This is a genomic window from Citrobacter sp. VF227 (assembly GCF_052950715.1).
Genome location: NZ_JBRFVF010000002.1, coordinates 725,075 through 742,832 on the forward strand (window position 1 = coordinate 725,075; position 17,758 = coordinate 742,832).

The 17,758-nt window shown below is 54.9% G+C and carries 16 protein-coding genes; 10 read left to right on the forward strand and 6 right to left on the reverse strand.

All coding sequences use genetic code 11. The annotated features are described in order from the left end of the window. Positions 1-137 precede the first annotated feature (137 nt). Both ybbP and ybbA read right to left on the reverse strand, forming a co-directional pair. Positions 138-2,552 (reverse strand): putative ABC transporter permease subunit YbbP, encoded by a 2,415-nt coding sequence (ybbP, locus tag ACU8YC_RS10935; RefSeq protein WP_446895331.1) that lies wholly within the window; start codon positions 2,550-2,552, stop codon positions 138-140. Beyond that, positions 2,549-3,235, reverse strand: coding sequence for a putative ABC transporter ATP-binding protein YbbA (gene ybbA, locus ACU8YC_RS10940; protein ID WP_151218665.1), 687 nt, complete (start codon positions 3,233-3,235; stop codon positions 2,549-2,551). The genes ybbP and ybbA overlap by 4 nt, the downstream gene beginning before the upstream one ends. Between ybbA and tesA the strand changes: the two genes are divergently transcribed. Genes tesA through ACU8YC_RS10955 form a run of 3 tightly spaced genes read left to right on the forward strand, consistent with a single transcriptional unit; the run spans position 3,203 to position 5,541 of the window. After that, complete coding sequence (tesA, locus tag ACU8YC_RS10945) at positions 3,203-3,829, forward strand: multifunctional acyl-CoA thioesterase I/protease I/lysophospholipase L1 (RefSeq protein ID WP_187252890.1); 627 nt, start codon at positions 3,203-3,205, stop codon at positions 3,827-3,829. The two genes, ybbA and tesA, sit on opposite strands and share 33 nt — an antisense overlap. Before the next feature lie 28 nt (positions 3,830-3,857). Beyond that, positions 3,858-4,628: an SDR family oxidoreductase gene (locus ACU8YC_RS10950; protein WP_151218664.1), complete on the forward strand. Its 771-nt coding sequence runs from the start codon at positions 3,858-3,860 to the stop codon at positions 4,626-4,628. 58 nt (positions 4,629-4,686) lie between these two features. Beyond that, positions 4,687-5,541 (forward strand): co-chaperone YbbN, encoded by an 855-nt coding sequence (locus ACU8YC_RS10955; protein WP_187252892.1) that lies wholly within the window; start codon positions 4,687-4,689, stop codon positions 5,539-5,541. Positions 5,542-5,587: 46 nt separating this feature from the next. On the opposite strand, the gene fetB is transcribed toward ACU8YC_RS10955, so the two are convergent. Together fetB and fetA are read right to left on the reverse strand one after the other, a co-directional pair. After that, on the reverse strand, positions 5,588-6,367 hold the full coding sequence (fetB, locus tag ACU8YC_RS10960) for an iron efflux ABC transporter permease subunit FetB (protein ID WP_151218662.1): 780 nt from the start codon (positions 6,365-6,367) through the stop codon (positions 5,588-5,590). Continuing rightward, entirely contained in the window at positions 6,354-7,031 is a 678-nt protein-coding gene (gene fetA, locus ACU8YC_RS10965; RefSeq protein ID WP_187252893.1) for an iron efflux ABC transporter ATP-binding subunit FetA, read from the reverse strand. Before fetA ends, fetB begins: the two co-directional genes overlap by 14 nt. A 134-nt stretch (positions 7,032-7,165) precedes the next feature. Between fetA and ACU8YC_RS10970 the strand changes: the two genes are divergently transcribed. From ACU8YC_RS10970 to ACU8YC_RS10985, 4 genes are read left to right on the forward strand one after another with little or no spacing between them, the layout of a single operon-like run. Further along, complete coding sequence (locus tag ACU8YC_RS10970) at positions 7,166-8,083, forward strand: SPFH domain-containing protein (protein WP_016152106.1); 918 nt, start codon at positions 7,166-7,168, stop codon at positions 8,081-8,083. After that, positions 8,080-8,538 (forward strand): NfeD family protein, encoded by a 459-nt coding sequence (locus ACU8YC_RS10975; protein ID WP_151218661.1) that lies wholly within the window; start codon positions 8,080-8,082, stop codon positions 8,536-8,538. Before ACU8YC_RS10970 ends, ACU8YC_RS10975 begins: the two co-directional genes overlap by 4 nt. 19 nt (positions 8,539-8,557) lie before the next feature. After that, positions 8,558-10,702 carry a hypothetical protein gene (locus ACU8YC_RS10980; RefSeq protein WP_187252895.1) on the forward strand — a complete coding sequence of 715 codons (2,145 nt, stop codon included), beginning with the start codon at positions 8,558-8,560 and terminating at the stop codon, positions 10,700-10,702. Beyond that, entirely contained in the window at positions 10,672-11,388 is a 717-nt protein-coding gene (locus ACU8YC_RS10985) for a DUF3142 domain-containing protein (protein WP_151218660.1), read from the forward strand. Before ACU8YC_RS10980 ends, ACU8YC_RS10985 begins: the two co-directional genes overlap by 31 nt. Here the strand turns inward: ACU8YC_RS10985 and cueR are convergent. Continuing rightward, a complete protein-coding gene (cueR, locus tag ACU8YC_RS10990) occupies positions 11,385-11,795 on the reverse strand; it encodes a Cu(I)-responsive transcriptional regulator (protein WP_029139441.1) in 411 nt (136 codons plus the stop codon). The two genes, ACU8YC_RS10985 and cueR, sit on opposite strands and share 4 nt — an antisense overlap. Before the next feature lie 109 nt (positions 11,796-11,904). Between cueR and copA the strand changes: the two genes are divergently transcribed. The 3 genes from copA (at position 11,905) to ybaK (ending at position 15,981) form a co-directional block, all read left to right on the forward strand. Next, positions 11,905-14,406 carry a copper-exporting P-type ATPase CopA gene (gene copA / locus ACU8YC_RS10995; RefSeq protein ID WP_370618811.1) on the forward strand — a complete coding sequence of 834 codons (2,502 nt, stop codon included), beginning with the start codon at positions 11,905-11,907 and terminating at the stop codon, positions 14,404-14,406. A 100-nt stretch (positions 14,407-14,506) separates the two neighbouring features. Further along, the gene (locus ACU8YC_RS11000; protein WP_210904731.1) at positions 14,507-15,301 is read left to right on the forward strand and encodes a TraB/GumN family protein; all 795 of its coding nucleotides are present in this window, start codon (positions 14,507-14,509) and stop codon (positions 15,299-15,301) included. 200 nt (positions 15,302-15,501) lie between these two features. Next, positions 15,502-15,981 carry a Cys-tRNA(Pro)/Cys-tRNA(Cys) deacylase YbaK gene (gene ybaK / locus ACU8YC_RS11005; protein WP_003021794.1) on the forward strand — a complete coding sequence of 160 codons (480 nt, stop codon included), beginning with the start codon at positions 15,502-15,504 and terminating at the stop codon, positions 15,979-15,981. A gap of 107 nt (positions 15,982-16,088) precedes the next feature. Here ybaK and ushA read toward each other — a convergent pair whose 3' ends face one another. Then, positions 16,089-17,741, reverse strand: a complete 1,653-nt coding sequence (gene ushA / locus ACU8YC_RS11010) for a bifunctional UDP-sugar hydrolase/5'-nucleotidase UshA (RefSeq protein ID WP_446895332.1) — start codon at positions 17,739-17,741, stop codon at positions 16,089-16,091. Positions 17,742-17,758 lie beyond the last annotated feature (17 nt).

The window sequence follows — 17,758 nt, forward strand, 5'->3', positions numbered from 1 at the left end:
ACGTTTATTAATACACTCGTGTTGTCGGGTTTTTATTGTTCTGTGCTGTTAAATATCAATGAGTTATCAATTTGTGCTACATAAATAAAAAACGCACCGATTTAAAAAAACCGGTGCGTAATCATCACAATTATGAATTAACTGCTGAACTGACGGAACAGCGCTTTGCCTTTTAACAGACGTGAACCTAACCATCCGCCACAGAGAGAGAGCAGCAATGCCCCACAAAGCGGCAACACGACCCACAGTCGCCAGTCTGGCTCCCACGGGAAATCAAACACGCGGGTTTGCAACACCGCCAGTGCGGTTTCCGCCCCAATGGCCGCCACCAGTCCGGCAACCATCCCGAGCATCGCGAACTCGCACCACAGCGAGGTACGCAGCAGCTTCTTGCCCGCGCCCAGCGTACGCCAGACCACCAGTTCCTGATGACGCTGACGCAACCCGACCTGCACCTGCGCCAACAGGAGCAACATACCGCAGGCGGTGACCAGCACCACCATCACCTCCAGCGCGCGGCTCACCTGCTCCAGTACCTGGCTCACCTGTTTGAGGATAGCGCCAATATCCAGCAGGCTGACGGTCGGAAACTCACGGTTAAGCTGCGTCAGCATGCCGTTGCCGTTCTCCCAACGAAAACTGGTTAACCAACTTTGCGGCTGTCCGTCCAGCGCGCCGGAGGGGAAGATAAAGAAAAAGTTAGGTCGCAGACTTTCCCAGTCCACTTTGCGCAGACTGCTGACCGTGGCGCTGAAATCCTGAGTATCACCCATAAAGGTGACCCGATCGCCAAGCCTGACGTTCAGCCGTTTTGCCAACCCCTCTTCCATCGACACTCCACCCGCTTTTGGCGGCCAGCTCCCGGCAACGATCGGGTTATGATCCGGTCGGGTATCCTGCCAGGTCAGATTAAGCTCGCGGTTCAGCGCTTCATCCTGATTGCCTTCGGTCGGCTGCTCATTGATAGCGGTCAGACGCGCCCGCACTATCGGGTAGAACGACTCCGGGATCACCTGATGCTCAGCCAGGAAAGCCTTCAGCGGAGCCACCTGCTCGGTGGCAATGTTGATCAGAAAATAGTTTGGGCTTTCCGGCGGCATTTGCTGCTGCCAGCGATCGAGGAGATCGCCGCGCAGCACCAGTAACAGCGCCAGCAGCATAAAGGACAGCGAGAATGCCGATAGTTGGCTGAGCGTTGACCATGGCTGGCGCAATAGCCGGCTGACCGCCAAACGCAGTGGCAGCGATGTCAGCGTCAGACCACGCAGCAGGTTAAGCAGCATCCAGCCCAGCACGCCGCACAGCAGCGCCAGCACTACCGCCCCGGCCAGTACTGCCCACAACAGCATACTTCCGCCCATCAATCCGGCCAGCAGCGCAACTACAACTATCGTTGCTACGGGCAAATAGACCTTGAGCGGCCAGACGTTAGCCACCACGTCGCGACGCAGTACCCGCAGCGGCTGCGTCGCCAGCAGCAGGCGATAAGGGCGTAATCCCACCAGCAGAGAAATGACGGTCATCGTACCGAATGCCCACAGCCACGGCCACAGGCTGGCGGGCGGCAGTTCACCGGGCAGAACCGGCTTAAGTAAGACCACCAGCACCCGCTCAAATAACAGCCCGAACAGCCCGCCGGTCACGCCGGACAGCACCAGCACCATCAGCCACTGGCCGATAATCAGCTTGCGTAGCTGCGCTCTGCCTGCACCGAGCGTTTTTAATATCGCCACCAAGTCGTAACGGCTGCGGCAGTAATGATTCATCGCCACGGCAACGGCAGCAACCGCCAACAGTAGCGTTAACAGTGCCGACAGCAGCAGGAACTGTTGTGAACGCTCCAGTGATTTCCCCAGCGCCCCTTCATCCTGCTCCAGACCATACCAGCGCTGCTCCAGCTTTAACTGCGGCAGCAGCCATTTTTCATAAGCTTCCAGTTGCTGTGGCGTCCCACCAAATTTATAGCGCCAGGTCACACGGCTTCCCGGCTGGACCGCCGCCGTTTTTTCGACATCCGCCATGTTCATCATCAGGCGCGGCGCTATCTGGAAAGGATTAAAACCAGAATCTGGTTCCTGCACCACTTCCCCGGCGATGCGCAGGGTGGCATCGCCAACGTCGATGGAATCACCGATTTTTAAGTTGAGCAGCGCCATCAGACGCGGGGCCAGCAGCACCAAGCCTGGCTGCGGTTTCAACCCCGGCGGATTGGTTTGCAACAAGCCATACATCGGATACACATCATCCACCGCTTTGACGTTCGCCAGCTGCGGCATATCCCGGGCAAAGGTCATGGTGGCAAAGGTCAGTTGCTCACCTACTTTCAGACCACGCTGTCGCGCCTCGTCAATCCACGCTTTCGGTACGGCGCGCGAACTTTGCAGCGACCGATCGCCCGCCATAAACTCACGGCTTTGCTGGCTCAGCCCTTTTTCCATGCGATCGCTGATATTGCCCAGCGCCAGCACGCAGGCCACAGCCAGACTTAGCGCCAGCCAGACAATCAGTAATGAAGGCGAGCGCCACTCGCGCCAGAACCAGCGTGCAATCATGCCTCCTCCTGCAACTGTCCGTTCACCAGGCGTAAACGCCGATCGCAACGCGCCGCCAGCTGCGGGTCATGGGTCACCAGAATCAGGGTTGTGCCATGTTCCAGGTTCAGAGAAAACAGCAGGTCGGCGATTTTGTCTCCGGTCTGCCTGTCCAGATTGCCCGTCGGTTCATCGGCAAACAGCACGTCAGGGCGTCCATTAAACGCCCGCGCCAGCGCCACGCGCTGCTGCTCCCCGCCGGAAAGCTGGGCCGGAAGATGATCAAGGCGCTTACCCAGTCCCAGTTGCTCCAGCAGCACTTTTGCTCCGTCGCGGCTTTTTCCACTGTTTTCGCCACGCAACAACGCGGGCAGCTCAACGTTCTCCAGTGCATTCAGGGTTGGAATTAACATGAACGACTGGAAGACAAAGCCCACGTGTCGCGCCCGCAGTTGCGCCCTTGCTTCTTCGTCCATGGCGTGCAGCGCCTGTCCAACCAGGCTGACTTCACCGCTGGAGCCATCGTCAAGCCCGGCGAGGATCGCCAGCAGCGTGGATTTCCCCGATCCCGACTCGCCAATCAACGCAATGGTCTCGGCGCGTTTGACAACCAGTTCAACTCCGGTAAGGATGGATAGCTCTTGATCACCCTGACCGACGGATTTCTTAAGATGATGAACTTCAACAATGTTTTCCGCTGGCATTGGCCTTTCCTGTTCCTGGTTCTGTTAACTTTCCGCGCCGCCGCTGCGGACACGTTATTAATTCTGGGTGACAGCCTGAGCGCCGGATACCGTATGTCCGCCAGCGCCGCGTGGCCTGCGCTACTTAATGATAAATGGAAAACTAAAACGCCGGTGGTGAATGCCAGCATTAGCGGCGACACCTCGCAGCAGGGTCTGGCCCGTCTGCCCGCATTACTCAAGCAGCACCAGCCTCGCTGGGTGCTGGTCGAACTTGGCGGCAACGATGGTCTGCGCGGCTTTGCGCCTGCGCAAACCGAACAAACCCTGCGCACAATCCTGCAGGACGTGAAAGCGGCAAATGCCGAACCGCTATTAATGCAAATTCGTCTGCCGGCAAACTACGGTCGCCGTTATAATGAAACCTTTAGCGCGATTTATCCAAAGCTCGCCAAAGAGTTTGATATCCCTCTGCTGCCCTTTTTTATGGAAGAGGTTTATCTGAAACCCCAGTGGATGCAGGATGATGGTATTCATCCTAACCGTGACGCCCAGCCGTTTATTGCCGACTGGATGGCGCAACATCTCACTCCTCTAGTTAATCACGACTCGTAATTCAACGGAGATCCTGACAGGTAAAGTTATGCAAAAATCGGTCTTAATAACAGGATGTTCCAGCGGAATCGGTCTGGAAAGCGCGCTTGAACTAAAGCGCCAGGGTTTTCAAATTCTGGCAGGCTGTCGCAAACCTGACGATGTTGCGCGTATGAACAGTATGGGATTCACCGGCGTATTGCTGGATCTGGACTCACCCGAAAGCGTGGATCACGCCGCCGATGAGGTGATCGCCCTGACCGATAATCGTTTGTATGGGATCTTTAACAATGCCGGATACGGCGTCTATGGCCCACTGCCGACCATTAGCCGCGAGCAAATGGAGCAGCAGTTTTCGGCCAACTTCTTTGGTGCACATCAGCTGACCATGCGCCTGTTGCCCGCCATGCTCCCTCACGGAGAAGGACGTATTGTGATGACCTCGTCGGTGATGGGATTGATCTCAACACCGGGACGCGGAGCCTATGCCGCCAGCAAATACGCACTGGAAGCCTGGTCCGACGCGCTGCGCATGGAACTGCGCCACAGCGGGATCAAGGTCAGCCTGATTGAGCCCGGCCCTATTCGCACCCGTTTTACCGAAAATGTCAATCAGACTCAACGTGATGCTCCCGTTGAAAACCCTGGTATTGCCGCACGTTTTACGCTGGGACCAGAAGCGGTTGTCGCCAAAGTGCGTCATGCGTTTGAGAGCGACAAACCGAAGCTTCGTTATCCGGTTACGTTGGTGACCTGGGCAGTGATGCTACTTAAACGCCTGTTGCCAGGCCGCATAATGGACAAAATTTTACAGGGTTGAGTTGAAGCACGCGCGTCAGCCCCCATGTAACAAGAAATCGACAAAAGAGAGTAACTCCATGTCCACACAGAATATTGTTAACATTAACGAATCGAACCTGCAGCAGACCCTTGAACAGTCGATGACCACGCCGGTCCTGTTCTATTTCTGGTCTGAGCGCAGTCAGCACTGCCTGCAATTGACGCCGGTACTGGAGAGCCTTGCCGCCCAGTACAACGGCCAGTTTATTCTTGCCAAGCTCGACTGCGACGCCGAGCAGATGATCGCTTCTCAGTTTGGCCTGCGCGCCATCCCTACGGTTTATCTGTTCCAGAACGGTCAGCCAGTGGACGGATTCCAGGGCCCGCAGCCGGAAGAGGTTATCCGCGCGCTGCTGGAAAAAGTGTTGCCGAGCGAAGAAGAGCTGAAAGCGCGTCAGGCTATCGAGTTCATTGAGGCAGGTAATCACGCCGACGCGCTGCCGCTCCTGAAAGAAGCGTGGCAGATCTCCAACCAGAGTAGCGAAATTGGCCTGCTGCTGGCGGAAACGCAAATCGCCCTGAACCGCTCTGACGAAGCCGAAGCGGTGCTGAAAACCATTCCGTTGCAGGATCAGGACACCCGCTATCAGGGACTGGTCGCGCAAATTGAACTGCTGAAGCAGGCGGCCGATACGCCGGAAATCCAACAGCTGCAACAGCAGGTTGCCAGCAATCCGCAGGATGCGGCGCTGGCAACACAGTTGGCCATTCAGTTACATCAGGTCGGACGCAACGAAGAATCGCTGGAACTGCTGTTCAGCCACTTGAAGAAAGATCTCACTGCTGCCGACGGCCTGGCGCGTAAGACCTTCCAGGAGATCCTTGCCGCACTCGGAACCGGCGATGCACTGGCCTCAAAATACCGCCGACAGCTGTACGCGCTGTTGTACTAATCTGCTGCATTTGCCGGATGGCGTTAGCCGTCATCCGGCCATCACATCACGTCTTCTTCAAATGCGTTACGACTAATTGGTGACGCGAATTATAGAATTTCCGATAGGTCAGGTAGCAGGCGATAATGGTTGACAGGCTGGCGGTCGAAAGCAGCATAAACGTCACCATAATCTGATATTTAATCGCTTTTACCGGATCAATACCCGCGAAGATCAACCCGGACATCATCCCCGGTAAACTCACCAGCCCTACCGTTTTCGCAGAGTCGATCGTTGGGATCAGCGAGGCGCGAATGCTGTCGCGAATCAGCGGCGCGGAGGCCACTTTCGGCGTCGCGCCAAGGCTGAGTTTTTCCTGAATCTGCTGCTGTTGGCTGCTAAACCGCTGACCCAGATTGTTGTAACACAACCCCACCGCCACCATCGCATTGCCTGCAATCATGCCTGAGATCGGGATGACCTGCATCGGCGCGAACTCGATAGAGCCAGACAAAACCAGCACCGCCAGCGTTAATCCCGCCCCCACCGTGATGGCGATGAACGACGAGAGGAAAGCTTTATCAATATATTTACTGCGCTTTTGCGCGTTATAAGCCGCGTTAAAGCAGATAAACAGCACCATCAGTAAAGTCAGAATACTGTGGTTAACGCCAAAAATATATTTCAGCACATAGCCGACGATAATAAGCTGAACCACCGCCCGGCAAACGCTCCAGAGAATATCTTTTTCCAGCGCCAGTTTTTCTTTGTGGCTAATCAGGATCGCCACCACCACCAGCATCATCGCTAATGCCAGGGACTCATTGGTAATATTATGCTCGTTCATTGCGTGCTTCCTGCATTTCTCCGGCATGCGGTTGAAGGGTTATGACATTATCCGCATGCGTAATTTCATCTTTGTCGTGCGTCACCCACAGCACCGCAATATTCTTATCGCGAACATAATGGTGAACTAATTCGTTCACATTACGTTTATTGGCTTCATCCAGCGCGCTGGTGATTTCATCAAGCAGCAGGATTTTGGGCAGAAACTGCAAATTACGAATTAGCGAGATGCGCTGCTTTTCGCCACCGGACAGCTCATTTATGTTTTTTTTGAGGATCGTCTCGGGGAGATCAAAACGGGCCAGGACGGTCAGAAACGCATCCGGCTCCGGACGTTTGTTACGGATTTGCCAGGGGAAAATGAGGTTGTCGTAGACGGTCTCACCAAACAAGGCAGGCGTTTGCGCACAATAGGAGACCTGCTGGCGATACGCTTCCGGCTTGAGGGTACTTATCTCCTTGCCTTCAAAGAGGATTTCACCGGCAGTCGGACTCATTAATGACGCCACAATCTTGAGTAACGTACTTTTCCCGCAGCCGGACTGGCCGGTAATCAGCTTAAATTCTCCGGCACGGAGATCAAAACTGATGTTATTGAGAACCTGCGTCTCCCCTGCCTGCCATGCGACATTTTTTAACTGAAGCAGAATGCTGCTTTCTTCCATTACCCATCCCTTTTTTACATCTTTCGTGCAGACAGTCTATGCCTGTAATTTATTATAAGGGAGCCCCCCTTGATTAATCGGGTATAATTTGATTAATGAGGCAGTAAAGGACAGCACAACAGGAGGTTTCATCAATGCTCATTTTTATTCCTATTCTCATCTTTGTCGCACTGGTCATCGTCGGCGCTGGCGTCAAAATCGTCCCGCAGGGATATCAGTGGACGGTAGAGCGTTTTGGCCGTTACACCAAAACCCTGCAACCAGGTTTAAACCTTGTCGTGCCGTTCATGGATCGCATTGGTCGTAAGATCAACATGATGGAACAGGTGCTTGATATCCCTTCTCAGGAAGTCATCTCCAAAGATAACGCCAACGTCGCGATTGATGCCGTGTGCTTTATTCAGGTGATCGACGCGCCGAAAGCCGCCTATGAAGTCAGTAATCTGGAACTGGCGATTATCAATCTGACCATGACCAACATTCGTACCGTTCTCGGCTCGATGGAGCTCGATGAAATGCTCTCCCAGCGCGACAACATCAACACGCGCCTGCTGCATATTGTTGATGAAGCCACGAATCCCTGGGGCATTAAAATCACCCGTATCGAGATCCGCGACGTGCGTCCTCCTGCAGAACTTATCGACGCGATGAACGCGCAGATGAAAGCCGAACGTACCAAACGCGCCTACATTCTTGAAGCCGAAGGGATCCGTCAGGCAGAAATCGTCAAGGCCGAAGGTGAGAAGCAGTCGAAGATCCTTAAAGCGGAAGGTGAACGCCAGTCTGCGTTTTTACAGGCTGAAGCGCGTGAACGTTCGGCAGAAGCCGAGGCTCGCGCAACGCAGATGGTTTCTGAAGCCATTGCCGCCGGGGATATTCAGGCCGTGAACTACTTCGTGGCGCAGAAATACACCGAAGCGCTGCAGCATATCGGTTCATCGAATAACAGCAAAGTGGTAATGATGCCGCTGGATGCCAGCAGCCTGATGGGCTCCATTGCCGGGATCGCAGAACTGGTTAAGGACAGCGCCAGCGAGCGGAAAAAATCATGATAGCGATGATTCTGGTACACCCGCACATCTTTTGGCTCAGCCTCGGCGGTTTGCTACTCGCTGCCGAGATGCTGGGCGGTAACGGCTATCTGCTGTGGAGCGGCGTGGCGGCGGTGATTACCGGCCTGGTGGTGTGGCTCGTTCCGCTTGACTGGGCCTGGCAAGGAGCAATGTTCGCCGTCCTCACCCTGCTGGCGGCCTGGCTCTGGTGGAAGTGGCTGGCAAGGCGTGTTCAGGAGCAGAAACCCGCCGACAGCCATCTGAACCAGCGCGGGCAGCAGTTGGTTGGTCGTCGATTTATTCTGGAAACTGGCCTGGTCAATGGCCGTGGACATATGCGCGTCGGCGATAGCTCATGGCCCGTCAGCGCCCGCGACGATTTGAGCGCCGGAACGCAGGTTGAAGTTATTGCCGTTGAAGGGATAACCCTGATTATTAAAGCGGTATCACACTAAAAAGACAGGAAATAAGACTATGGTCAGGAAGACACCCCTTGCCTTTGCCCTTTGCACATTACTGACCGCCGCCCCGCAGGCATTCGCCTCTTTCGATATGGAAGACTGCAAATGGAGCGACGACAGCTGCCTGTTGAAAGGCACGCCAACCTTTAACCCTGAAAACGACAGCCGCGACAACCTGCTGCGGCTGCTGAGCCAGGAAAAATCATTTGCTCTGCCGGTGCAATCAATGCCAGCGGATATCACCCGCTCCCGGGATTTCTATTTTGCCTATCACCCGCAATGGGATGAGGCAGCCCCGCAGCCAGCCGCTGCGCCGGCATCCGCCGCAGACAGCCCACTCTCCCGACAGATGGCCGAACTGAACATTAGCGCAGACGAAATAAACGTCAACGACGCTGAGCTTGAGAACCGTCATGTTTCAAATAACACCGAGAGCGTCAGCGCATTTTTTGCCGCACTGCTGGCCGACCCGACGTTAGCGGCGGAACAGCGTCAGGCCTTAGCCCAGGCGCGTACGGGGCTGCTATCCGGGGCAACCCGCGAACAAATTGAGTCTTCACTTGCCACCCTCCCGGCTGATTCACCGGCTCAGTCCTATAAAAATTATCTGGCCGCAGCTGCCAGTTTCTATGCCGGTGATTATGCCAGCGCCGAACGCGATTTCACTCAGCTTGCCAAAAGTGAGCGCCCGTGGCTGGCAGAGACCGCGCAATACATGTTGATGCGTGCGGCCTTGAACAAGAGCAGCCAGAACAGCGTGGGCGAGTACGGCGATTTTGATATTGCAAAAATTAACCGCGAGGATGCGACTCAGGCTCAGACGCAGGCACAAGTCTATTTGCAACGCTTCCCGCAAGGCCTGTATGCCGAATCCGCGCGCGGTATGCTGCGTCGCATCAACTGGTATTTACAGGCGTGGCCACAGCTGGCCGGGTTGTATGAGCAAACGCTCCAGCAGTCGGCTGACGCACGGCAACTGCGTGACATTGTCATCGAATACGATAATGTCTACGGTATGGCGTTCTACGAACAGTCCGTGGTAGAAGCCTTCCCCGATGCGCCGCATGTCAGCTATATCGAACTGCTGCGCGCGCTGCGTCTGGATAACAACAGTAAACCCACACTGACCCAGGCGCAGCTCGATGCCAGCAAACCGGTGTTTGAACAGAGCCAAAAATTGCCGCTATGGCGCGATCTGCAACTGAATCTGTGGCTGGCGACGGAGAACTACGCGGCGATTATTCAGGCAGTTACGCCAGCGCAGAAACTTGCCGCTCACGATACCCTCGCCTTCAGCGAACAAGTGCTGTATGGCGAAGCGCTGATGGGCCAGAAGAACTGGCCCGCGGCGCGTGATTTCTGGCTGCAGTTGCTAAAACTCAGCCAGGACAACGAACAGCAGCAGTATGTACAGGCTAAGCTCGCCGCCACGCTGGTTTATAGCGGCGATGTGGCGGCGGTTTTTGCCCCAGAAAGCGCAGTGACCAACCTGCGTTTTCGCTCGCAGATACTGAAAACACAGGCCTCGCCGGAACTGCTGCGCCAGCAGGCCGTCCATGGACCCAACAATGAAGAGCGTACCATCGCCCTGCATACGCTGCTGGTACGCGATCTTACTGAAAACCGCTTTGGCGACTGGTTGAATGACAGAAAACTGACCAGCGCCATTACTCCACCGGTTATTGGCGACGCGTTTGATGACGTTAATCTGAGTATTTTCGACTGGAATGGCGATGCCGCTCAAGCCGGTTATACCTGTCGCAGCCTCAATGAAACGGTAACGGTATTGAGCAAAAAAGCAGATGATGCCCACGCGCTGAACTGCTTAGGCGAATTCTTCCGCACCACGCAAACCCACGTTGATTTGTGGAAAAACAGTGCCGGCAACGACGTACTTGAATCAGCAATATCGCGCAAAGAACCGTTCGGCCAGTTCGACAGGCAAAGCTACTATCAGCAGGTAATCACTTCACCGAAAGCAGAGGTTGAAGACAAGAGCTTCGCGCTGTATCGCGCCATCATGTGCTATGCGCCGTCAGGCTCTAACGAATGCGGCGGTGAGGAAGTGGATAAACTGCAGCGTAAAGGCTGGTTCACCCAACTGAAAACGCAGTATCCGGGAAGTCCGTGGGCGCAAAAACTCAAATACTACTGGTAACCGCGCTGCTGACAGGCCAGCCGCAGGCGGCGGATATCGTCGCCGCCCGTGAGCATCCGGCCTTCTGGCTGTGGTCCGGCGTGAAGGCCAGTGATGAGCTGAAAGACGCGCAAACGGTCTATCTGCATCAGGGTGAGGTGCTGATTCGTTCGGGTAACGTGGTTTTCCAGCGTCTCGGGCTGCCGGTCAGCCGCCTGTCTTTTCCCTCGATCTGGCTGACCGTGCGCTTTACCACGCTCGACGTACCGGAGGCGATCCCGGCGCGTATCATACGGTTGATGCAACGCTGGCAGACGGCCGGGAATCACGTGGTCGGCCTACAGGTTGATTTTGACGCGGCGACTCATCAGCTTGCCGATTACGCCCGCTTTTTGCAGCAATTACGTCAACAGTTACCAGCCGAGTTTGCACTTGGCGTGACTGGACTTCTGGATTGGGCAAAAACGGGCGACGTCGCCACGCTGAACGCGCTGGCGGTCGATGAACTGGTGGTCCAGAGCTATCAGGGCCGTCATACGGTAACGAATTATCAGGCGTATCTGCCCGCACTCAGCCGTCTGCGCATTCCGTTTAAGCTGGGGCTGGTGCAAAACGGTAGCCGGGATCCGCTGGCTGAAGCACAGCTTGAGAAATCCCCATGGTACCGCGGCACGGTGGTGTTTATGCTTAATCCCCCTCGCCGTTAAGCCTTCGCTTTATGGTGGCAGCAGCCGGAGAGGTTATCAATAATCGGGCATTCGGCACTGTCATCGCCTGGGCAACTCTCCGCCAGCGCCAGCAAATGCAAGCGCATGGCCTGCAACTCGCTGATATGCCGCTCAATGTCCGCTACCTTTTCTAAGGTACGCTTTTTCACATCTGCACTATGACGCGCCGGATCGTTAAACAGGTTCACCAGTTCGCCACACTCTTCGAGATTAAAACCCACCTGGCGTGCCTGGCGCAGCAGCGTAAGTTCATTCAGATGCTGTTGGTTGTATGTACGATAGCCATTTTCGCTACGTAGCGGCGGCGTCACTAAGCCTTTTTCTTCATAAAAGCGTATGGCTTTGCTGGTTAAACCGGTTTTTTTAGCAACATCGGATATATTCATCTTTTCTCCCTTGACCTTCCCCCAGATGGAAGGTTTAACCTTTATAACAGTTAGTCAAAACGATTGCCAAGGTCAATAAGTAACCGACCACTCATAGAGGAAATTTGTTATGTCTCAAACAATCGATCTAACCCTGGACGGTTTGTCCTGTGGTCACTGCGTAAAACGCGTTAAAGAAAGTCTGGAACAACGTCCAGACGTTGAGCAAGCGGATGTCACCGTGACAGAGGCGCATGTTACCGGGAGCGCCAGCGCAGAAGCGCTGATTGAAACCATCAAACAAGCCGGTTACGGCGCGGAGTTAAGCCACCCAAAGGCTAAACCGCTGACGGAGTCATCAATCCCGTCGGAAGCACTGGCAGCGGTCCCTTCCGAGCTTCCGGCAGCTACGGCTGATGATGACAGCCAACAGTTGCTGTTAAACGGCATGAGCTGCGCCAGTTGTGTGACCCGTGTACAAAATGCATTGCAAAGTGTACCGGGCGTCACTCAGGCACGGGTAAACCTGGCGGAACGCACTGCGCTGGTAATGGGCAGTGCCTCCGCCGCAGATTTAGTCCAGGCAGTTGAAAAAGCGGGTTACGGCGCAGAAGCGATTGAAGATGACGTCAAGCGCCGCGAACGTCAGCAAGAAACCGCCGTGGCAACCATGAAGCGTTTTCGCTGGCAGGCAGCTGTTGCGCTGCTGCTGGGTATCCCTGTCATGGTATGGGGTATGATCGGCGACAACATGATGGTGAGCGATGACAACCGCAGCCTGTGGCTGACGATTGGCCTGGCAACGCTTGCCGTGATGGTTTTCGCAGGCGGTCACTTTTATCGCAATGCGTGGAAAAGCCTGATGAACGGCACCGCGACTATGGATACCCTGGTCGCGCTGGGTACAGGGGTGGCATGGCTCTATTCCATGAGCGTCAACCTCTGGCCGCAATGGTTCCCAATGGAAGCGCGACACCTCTATTATGAAGCCAGCGCCATGATTATTGGTCTGATTAACCTCGGACACATGCTGGAAGCGCGGGCTCGCCAACGCTCGTCCAAAGCGCTGGAAAAACTGCTCGATTTGACGCCGCCGACCGCGCGCGTCGTTACTGACGAAGGTGAAAAGAACGTACCGCTGGCAGACGTTCAGGCCGGAATGTTACTGCGTCTGACTACCGGTGACCGCGTGCCGGTCGATGGAGAAATTACACAAGGTGAAGCCTGGCTGGATGAAGCGATGCTGACCGGCGAGCCGATTCCGCAGCAAAAAGGTGAAGGCGATAGCGTCCACGCCGGTACGGTCGTCCAGGACGGCAGCGTGCTATTCCGCGCCAGCGCCGTTGGCAGCCACACCACGCTGTCGCGCATTATTCGTATGGTGCGTCAGGCGCAAAGCAGTAAACCGGAAATTGGCAAACTGGCCGACCGTATCTCCTCGGTGTTCGTTCCGGTCGTGGTCGCCATTGCGCTGGTCAGTGCGGCTATCTGGTATTTCTTTGGACCAGCGCCGCAGATTGTCTATACGCTGGTGATTGCCACCACCGTTCTGATTATCGCCTGCCCTTGTGCGCTGGGTCTGGCAACGCCGATGTCGATTATTTCCGGCGTGGGGCGTGCCGCTGAGTTTGGGGTACTGGTACGCGATGCCGATGCGCTGCAGCGCGCCAGCACGCTCGATACTCTCGTCTTTGATAAGACCGGGACGCTGACCGAAGGCAAACCGCAGGTTGTCGCCATCAAAACGTTTGGTAATACCGAGGAAGCGCTGGCAATTCGTCTGGCAGCGGCCCTTGAACAGGGTTCCAGCCACCCGCTGGCCAGAGCGATTCTCGACAAAGCGGGTGATATCACGCTGCCGCAGATCAACGGTTTCCGTACGCTGCGTGGTTTAGGCGTCAGTGGCGAAACGGAAGGTCATACGCTACTGCTGGGCAACCAGGCGCTGCTCAATGAGCAGCAGGTCGATACCACAGAAATGGAAGATGAAATCACCGCTCAGGCTTCCCGGGGTTCAACCCCCGTGCTGTTGGCAATTGATGGTAAAGCCGCGGCGCTGTTAGCGGTACGTGATCCACTGCGTAGCGACAGTGTGGCAGCGCTCCAGCGCCTGCACCGCGCTGGGTATCGTCTGGTGATGCTCACCGGCGACAACCCAACGACTGCCAACGCCATTGCCAAAGAAGCGGGTATTGATGAGGTGATTGCGGGCGTTCTGCCGGACGGTAAGGCCGAGGCGATTAAGCGTCTGCAGAGCCAGGGGCGTCAGGTTGCCATGGTCGGTGACGGTATCAACGATGCGCCAGCGCTGGCTCAGGCCGATGTAGGGATCGCCATGGGTGGCGGCAGCGATGTGGCGATTGAAACAGCCGCAATTACGCTGATGCGTCATAGCCTGATGGGCGTTGCAGATGCGCTGTCTATCTCCCGGGCAACACTGCGCAATATGAAGCAGAACCTGCTTGGCGCGTTTATCTATAACAGCATCGGTATCCCCGTTGCCGCCGGGATCTTGTGGCCGTTCACCGGCACGCTGCTCAACCCGGTCGTCGCCGGGGCGGCGATGGCGCTTTCTTCCATCACAGTGGTGAGCAACGCGAACCGACTGCTGCGCTTCAAACCTAAAGAGTAAGCCTTTGCCGGATGGCGCTATCAACTGTGCCATCCGGCAATTCACGCATTGCACCTTCTAGGACCACGCGCTAGCATGGAAGTCCACTTAGGGAGGTCGTATGGATTTGTTATACCGGGTAAAAGCATTTTGGTCTGCACTGCGCGGCAACCACTATACCTGGCCTGCCATCGACATCTCTTTGCCCGGCAACCGCCATTTTCATCTGATTGGCAGTATTCATATGGGCAGCCGCGATATGGCGCCTCTGCCTGCCAAATTACTCAAAAAGCTCAAGCATGCCGATGCGTTGATTGTCGAAGCTGATGTTTCCGGCGACGATGCGCCGTTTGCCAACCTTCCGACCTTTGCCGCACTGGAAGAACGCATCAGCCCGGAGCAGTTAGATAATCTGCATAAGGTCACCGACGAACTGGGCATTTCCCCTTCCCTGCTGTCCACGCAGCCGTTATGGCAAATCGCCATGGTATTACAGGCAACGCAGGCGCAGAAGCTGGGGCTGCGGGCTGAATACGGGATTGATTACCAACTGCTGAATGCGGCTAAAAAAGTGCATAAACCGATAATCGAACTGGAAGGCGCATCCAGCCAAATCGCACTGTTATGTCAGTTGCCCGATAACGGCCTGGCTCTGTTGGACGATACCCTGACACACTGGCATACCAATGCCAGACTGCTACAACAGATGATGAGCTGGTGGCTTGAAACGCCGCCGCACAATAGCGAACTCACACTACCCAATACATTTAGTCAGTCGTTGTATGACGTTTTGATGCATCAACGTAATGCGGCCTGGTGCGATCGACTCAGAGCGATGCCTGCCGGTCACTATGTGGTGGCCGTTGGCGCGCTGCATTTATACGGAGAAGGAAATTTGCCGGAGATGTTACGGTAAAAAAATGGCCAATATCTCTATTGGCCCGTCAAAGAGGAATTTCATCATTATTATGATCCCGGCGCTTAAAGCGTCGGTGCAGTTCGATTGTCGCTCAAAGTCATCATCCTGCCAATACTATTGCGCAAGATGGTACTATTTTTTAGACAGACATCAGGCGTATGCTTGTGTCGTATTTTGTCTGGGCCAGGAAAATTGCTATGACACCCGCCGTTAAATTACTCGAAAAAAACAAAATTTCTTTCCAGATCCACACCTACGATCACGATCCGTCCGAGACGAACTTTGGTGACGAAGTGGTGCGCAAGTTAGGTCTGAATGCGGACCAGGTTTACAAAACGCTGCTGGTTGCCGTGAATGGCGACATGAAGCATCTGGCGGTCGCCGTCACACCGGTAGCCGGTCAACTGGATCTCAAAAAGGTCGCCAAAGCGTTGGGCGCCAAAAAGGTCGATATGGCCGATCCCATGGTCGCGCAACGCACTACCGGCTATCTGGTAGGTGGTATCAGCCCGCTGGGACAGAAAAAAAGATTGCCGACGCTTATCGACGCGCCAGCCCAAACGTTTGACACCATTTATGTGTCCGGCGGCAAACGCGGGCTGGATATCGAACTGGCAGCGAGCGATCTGGCGAAAATTCTGGATGCAAAATTCGCTGACATCGCCCGCCGGGACTAAGCGGTTATAGAATGAATGCCTGATGGCGCGCAGCTTTAAGGCCTACACATCGCACTGACCTGTAGGCCGGATAAGGTGCCAGCATCGCCATCCGGCACTCCGCCCTGTTACTGCCAGCTCACCTCCCCCTTCGGCTCATACGCACTGGCATCCAGCGGTGAGTTCTTCTGCACGTATTCTTTCAGCACTTCCGCATCAATAAATCCGGTATTCACATAGCCTGGTTTGTTATCAATACGCGGATAGCCATCACCGCCGGTGGCGTTGAAGCTCAGCGTTGCCATACGATAGGTTTTGGCTGGATCAACAGGTTCGTCTTTGATTTTCACATCGTTAAGTTTGCCGTCTTTCGCTACAAAGCTGACGTTGGCAAACTGCGGATAGGCCCCGGAGTCCGGCTTCATTTGCGCCACCGCGGTCAGATAGTCAATCACCTCTTTCCCGCTCATGTCGGCATACACCACGATGTTGCCAAACGGCTGTACCTTCAGCACGCTCTTATAGGTGATATCGCCGCCTTCAATGGAGTCACGGATACCGCCGCCGCTCATCACGCCAAAATCAGCGCTGGTCCGCGCCATTTGCGCAGCCAGCAACAAATGCCCCATATTGGTTTGCACGAAACGGACTTTGCTACGATCGCCTTCGAGACGCGTATTGACGCTGCCAATTTTCACGTCGAGCTGCGCTTTACCTTTATTCTGGAACGGTGTCAGCAGCGAAAGCATTTGCTGATTTTCAGCAATCTCCGGGGTGTAGAGTACCCGCTCACTTTTACCGTTGTCCCAGGTCACTTTTTTCTTCAGGTTAACGGGGATAAGCTGGTAATTAACCATTTTCATTTCGCCGTTGCGGAACTCAAAGTCCGCCCGTCCCACGTATTTCCCCCACTCATGCGCCTGAACAATCCAGATCCCGTTCTGCTTGTCTGACGCACACGGCGTCCCCGGGACGTAATCCACCTGTTTTTTATTTTCCGCAGCCATACACACAGGGTCCTGTGAGTGACCACCCACAATCATTGCCAGCGACCCTGCTGGCAGGCTGCGCGCCATCTCCACATCACCAGGGGCGTTAGATCCATGATTGCCATTGTCATAATGTCCCATATGGGTGGTGGCAATAATGATGTCTGGCTTTTCCCCCATATTCAGTTCCTGGATAACCAGTTTGGCTTCATCGGCAGGTTTACGGAATTCGATATCGGTAAAGAACTCGGGGTTGCCAATTTTCGCCGTATCATCAGTGGTTAAACCAAGTACGGCAATTTTTAAGTCCTGGCGCTTAAAGATGGCCCACGGCTTAAATAAACGCTCGCCGGTGCTTTTCTGATAAATATTGGCCGAGAGAAACGGAAATTTCGACCATTTTTCCTGCTGGCGCAATACGCTAAGCGGATTATCAAACTCGTGGTTTCCGACCGCCATCGCGTCGTAGCCAATCAGGTTCATGCCGCGAAAATCAGGTTCCGCATCCTGCAGATCGGATTCTGGTACGCCGGTGTTAATATCGCCGCCGGAAAGCAGCAGTACGCTGCCCCCTTCTTCGGCCACCTCTTTACGAATACCGTCCACCAGCGTTTTTTGCGCCGCCAGTCCATATTCCCCATATTCGCTACGCCAGAAATGACCGTGATGATCGTTAGTATGCAGAATGGTGATTTTATAAGTTTTATCTTTTTCGTACGCCTGTGCAGGCTGACCTGCCAGCGCAAATGCGGCTAATAACGCCAGCGCCACGCCCCGTTTTAAAAATTTCATGTACTCTCCCTGAGCCA

Coding starts and splice junctions, on each gene's coding strand:
- ybbP (WP_446895331.1), bottom strand. CDS start 2,552: ATGATTGCACGCTGGTTCTGGCGCGAGTGGCGCTCGCCTTCATTACTG.
- tesA (WP_187252890.1), top strand. CDS start 3,203: ATGATGAACTTCAACAATGTTTTCCGCTGGCATTGGCCTTTCCTGTTC.
- ybbA (WP_151218665.1), bottom strand. CDS start 3,235: ATGCCAGCGGAAAACATTGTTGAAGTTCATCATCTTAAGAAATCCGTC.
- ACU8YC_RS10950 (WP_151218664.1), top strand. CDS start 3,858: ATGCAAAAATCGGTCTTAATAACAGGATGTTCCAGCGGAATCGGTCTG.
- ACU8YC_RS10955 (WP_187252892.1), top strand. CDS start 4,687: ATGTCCACACAGAATATTGTTAACATTAACGAATCGAACCTGCAGCAG.
- fetB (WP_151218662.1), bottom strand. CDS start 6,367: ATGAACGAGCATAATATTACCAATGAGTCCCTGGCATTAGCGATGATG.
- fetA (WP_187252893.1), bottom strand. CDS start 7,031: ATGGAAGAAAGCAGCATTCTGCTTCAGTTAAAAAATGTCGCATGGCAG.
- ACU8YC_RS10970 (WP_016152106.1), top strand. CDS start 7,166: ATGCTCATTTTTATTCCTATTCTCATCTTTGTCGCACTGGTCATCGTC.
- ACU8YC_RS10975 (WP_151218661.1), top strand. CDS start 8,080: ATGATAGCGATGATTCTGGTACACCCGCACATCTTTTGGCTCAGCCTC.
- ACU8YC_RS10980 (WP_187252895.1), top strand. CDS start 8,558: ATGGTCAGGAAGACACCCCTTGCCTTTGCCCTTTGCACATTACTGACC.
- cueR (WP_029139441.1), bottom strand. CDS start 11,795: ATGAATATATCCGATGTTGCTAAAAAAACCGGTTTAACCAGCAAAGCC.
- copA (WP_370618811.1), top strand. CDS start 11,905: ATGTCTCAAACAATCGATCTAACCCTGGACGGTTTGTCCTGTGGTCAC.
- ACU8YC_RS11000 (WP_210904731.1), top strand. CDS start 14,507: ATGGATTTGTTATACCGGGTAAAAGCATTTTGGTCTGCACTGCGCGGC.
- ybaK (WP_003021794.1), top strand. CDS start 15,502: ATGACACCCGCCGTTAAATTACTCGAAAAAAACAAAATTTCTTTCCAG.
- ushA (WP_446895332.1), bottom strand. CDS start 17,741: ATGAAATTTTTAAAACGGGGCGTGGCGCTGGCGTTATTAGCCGCATTT.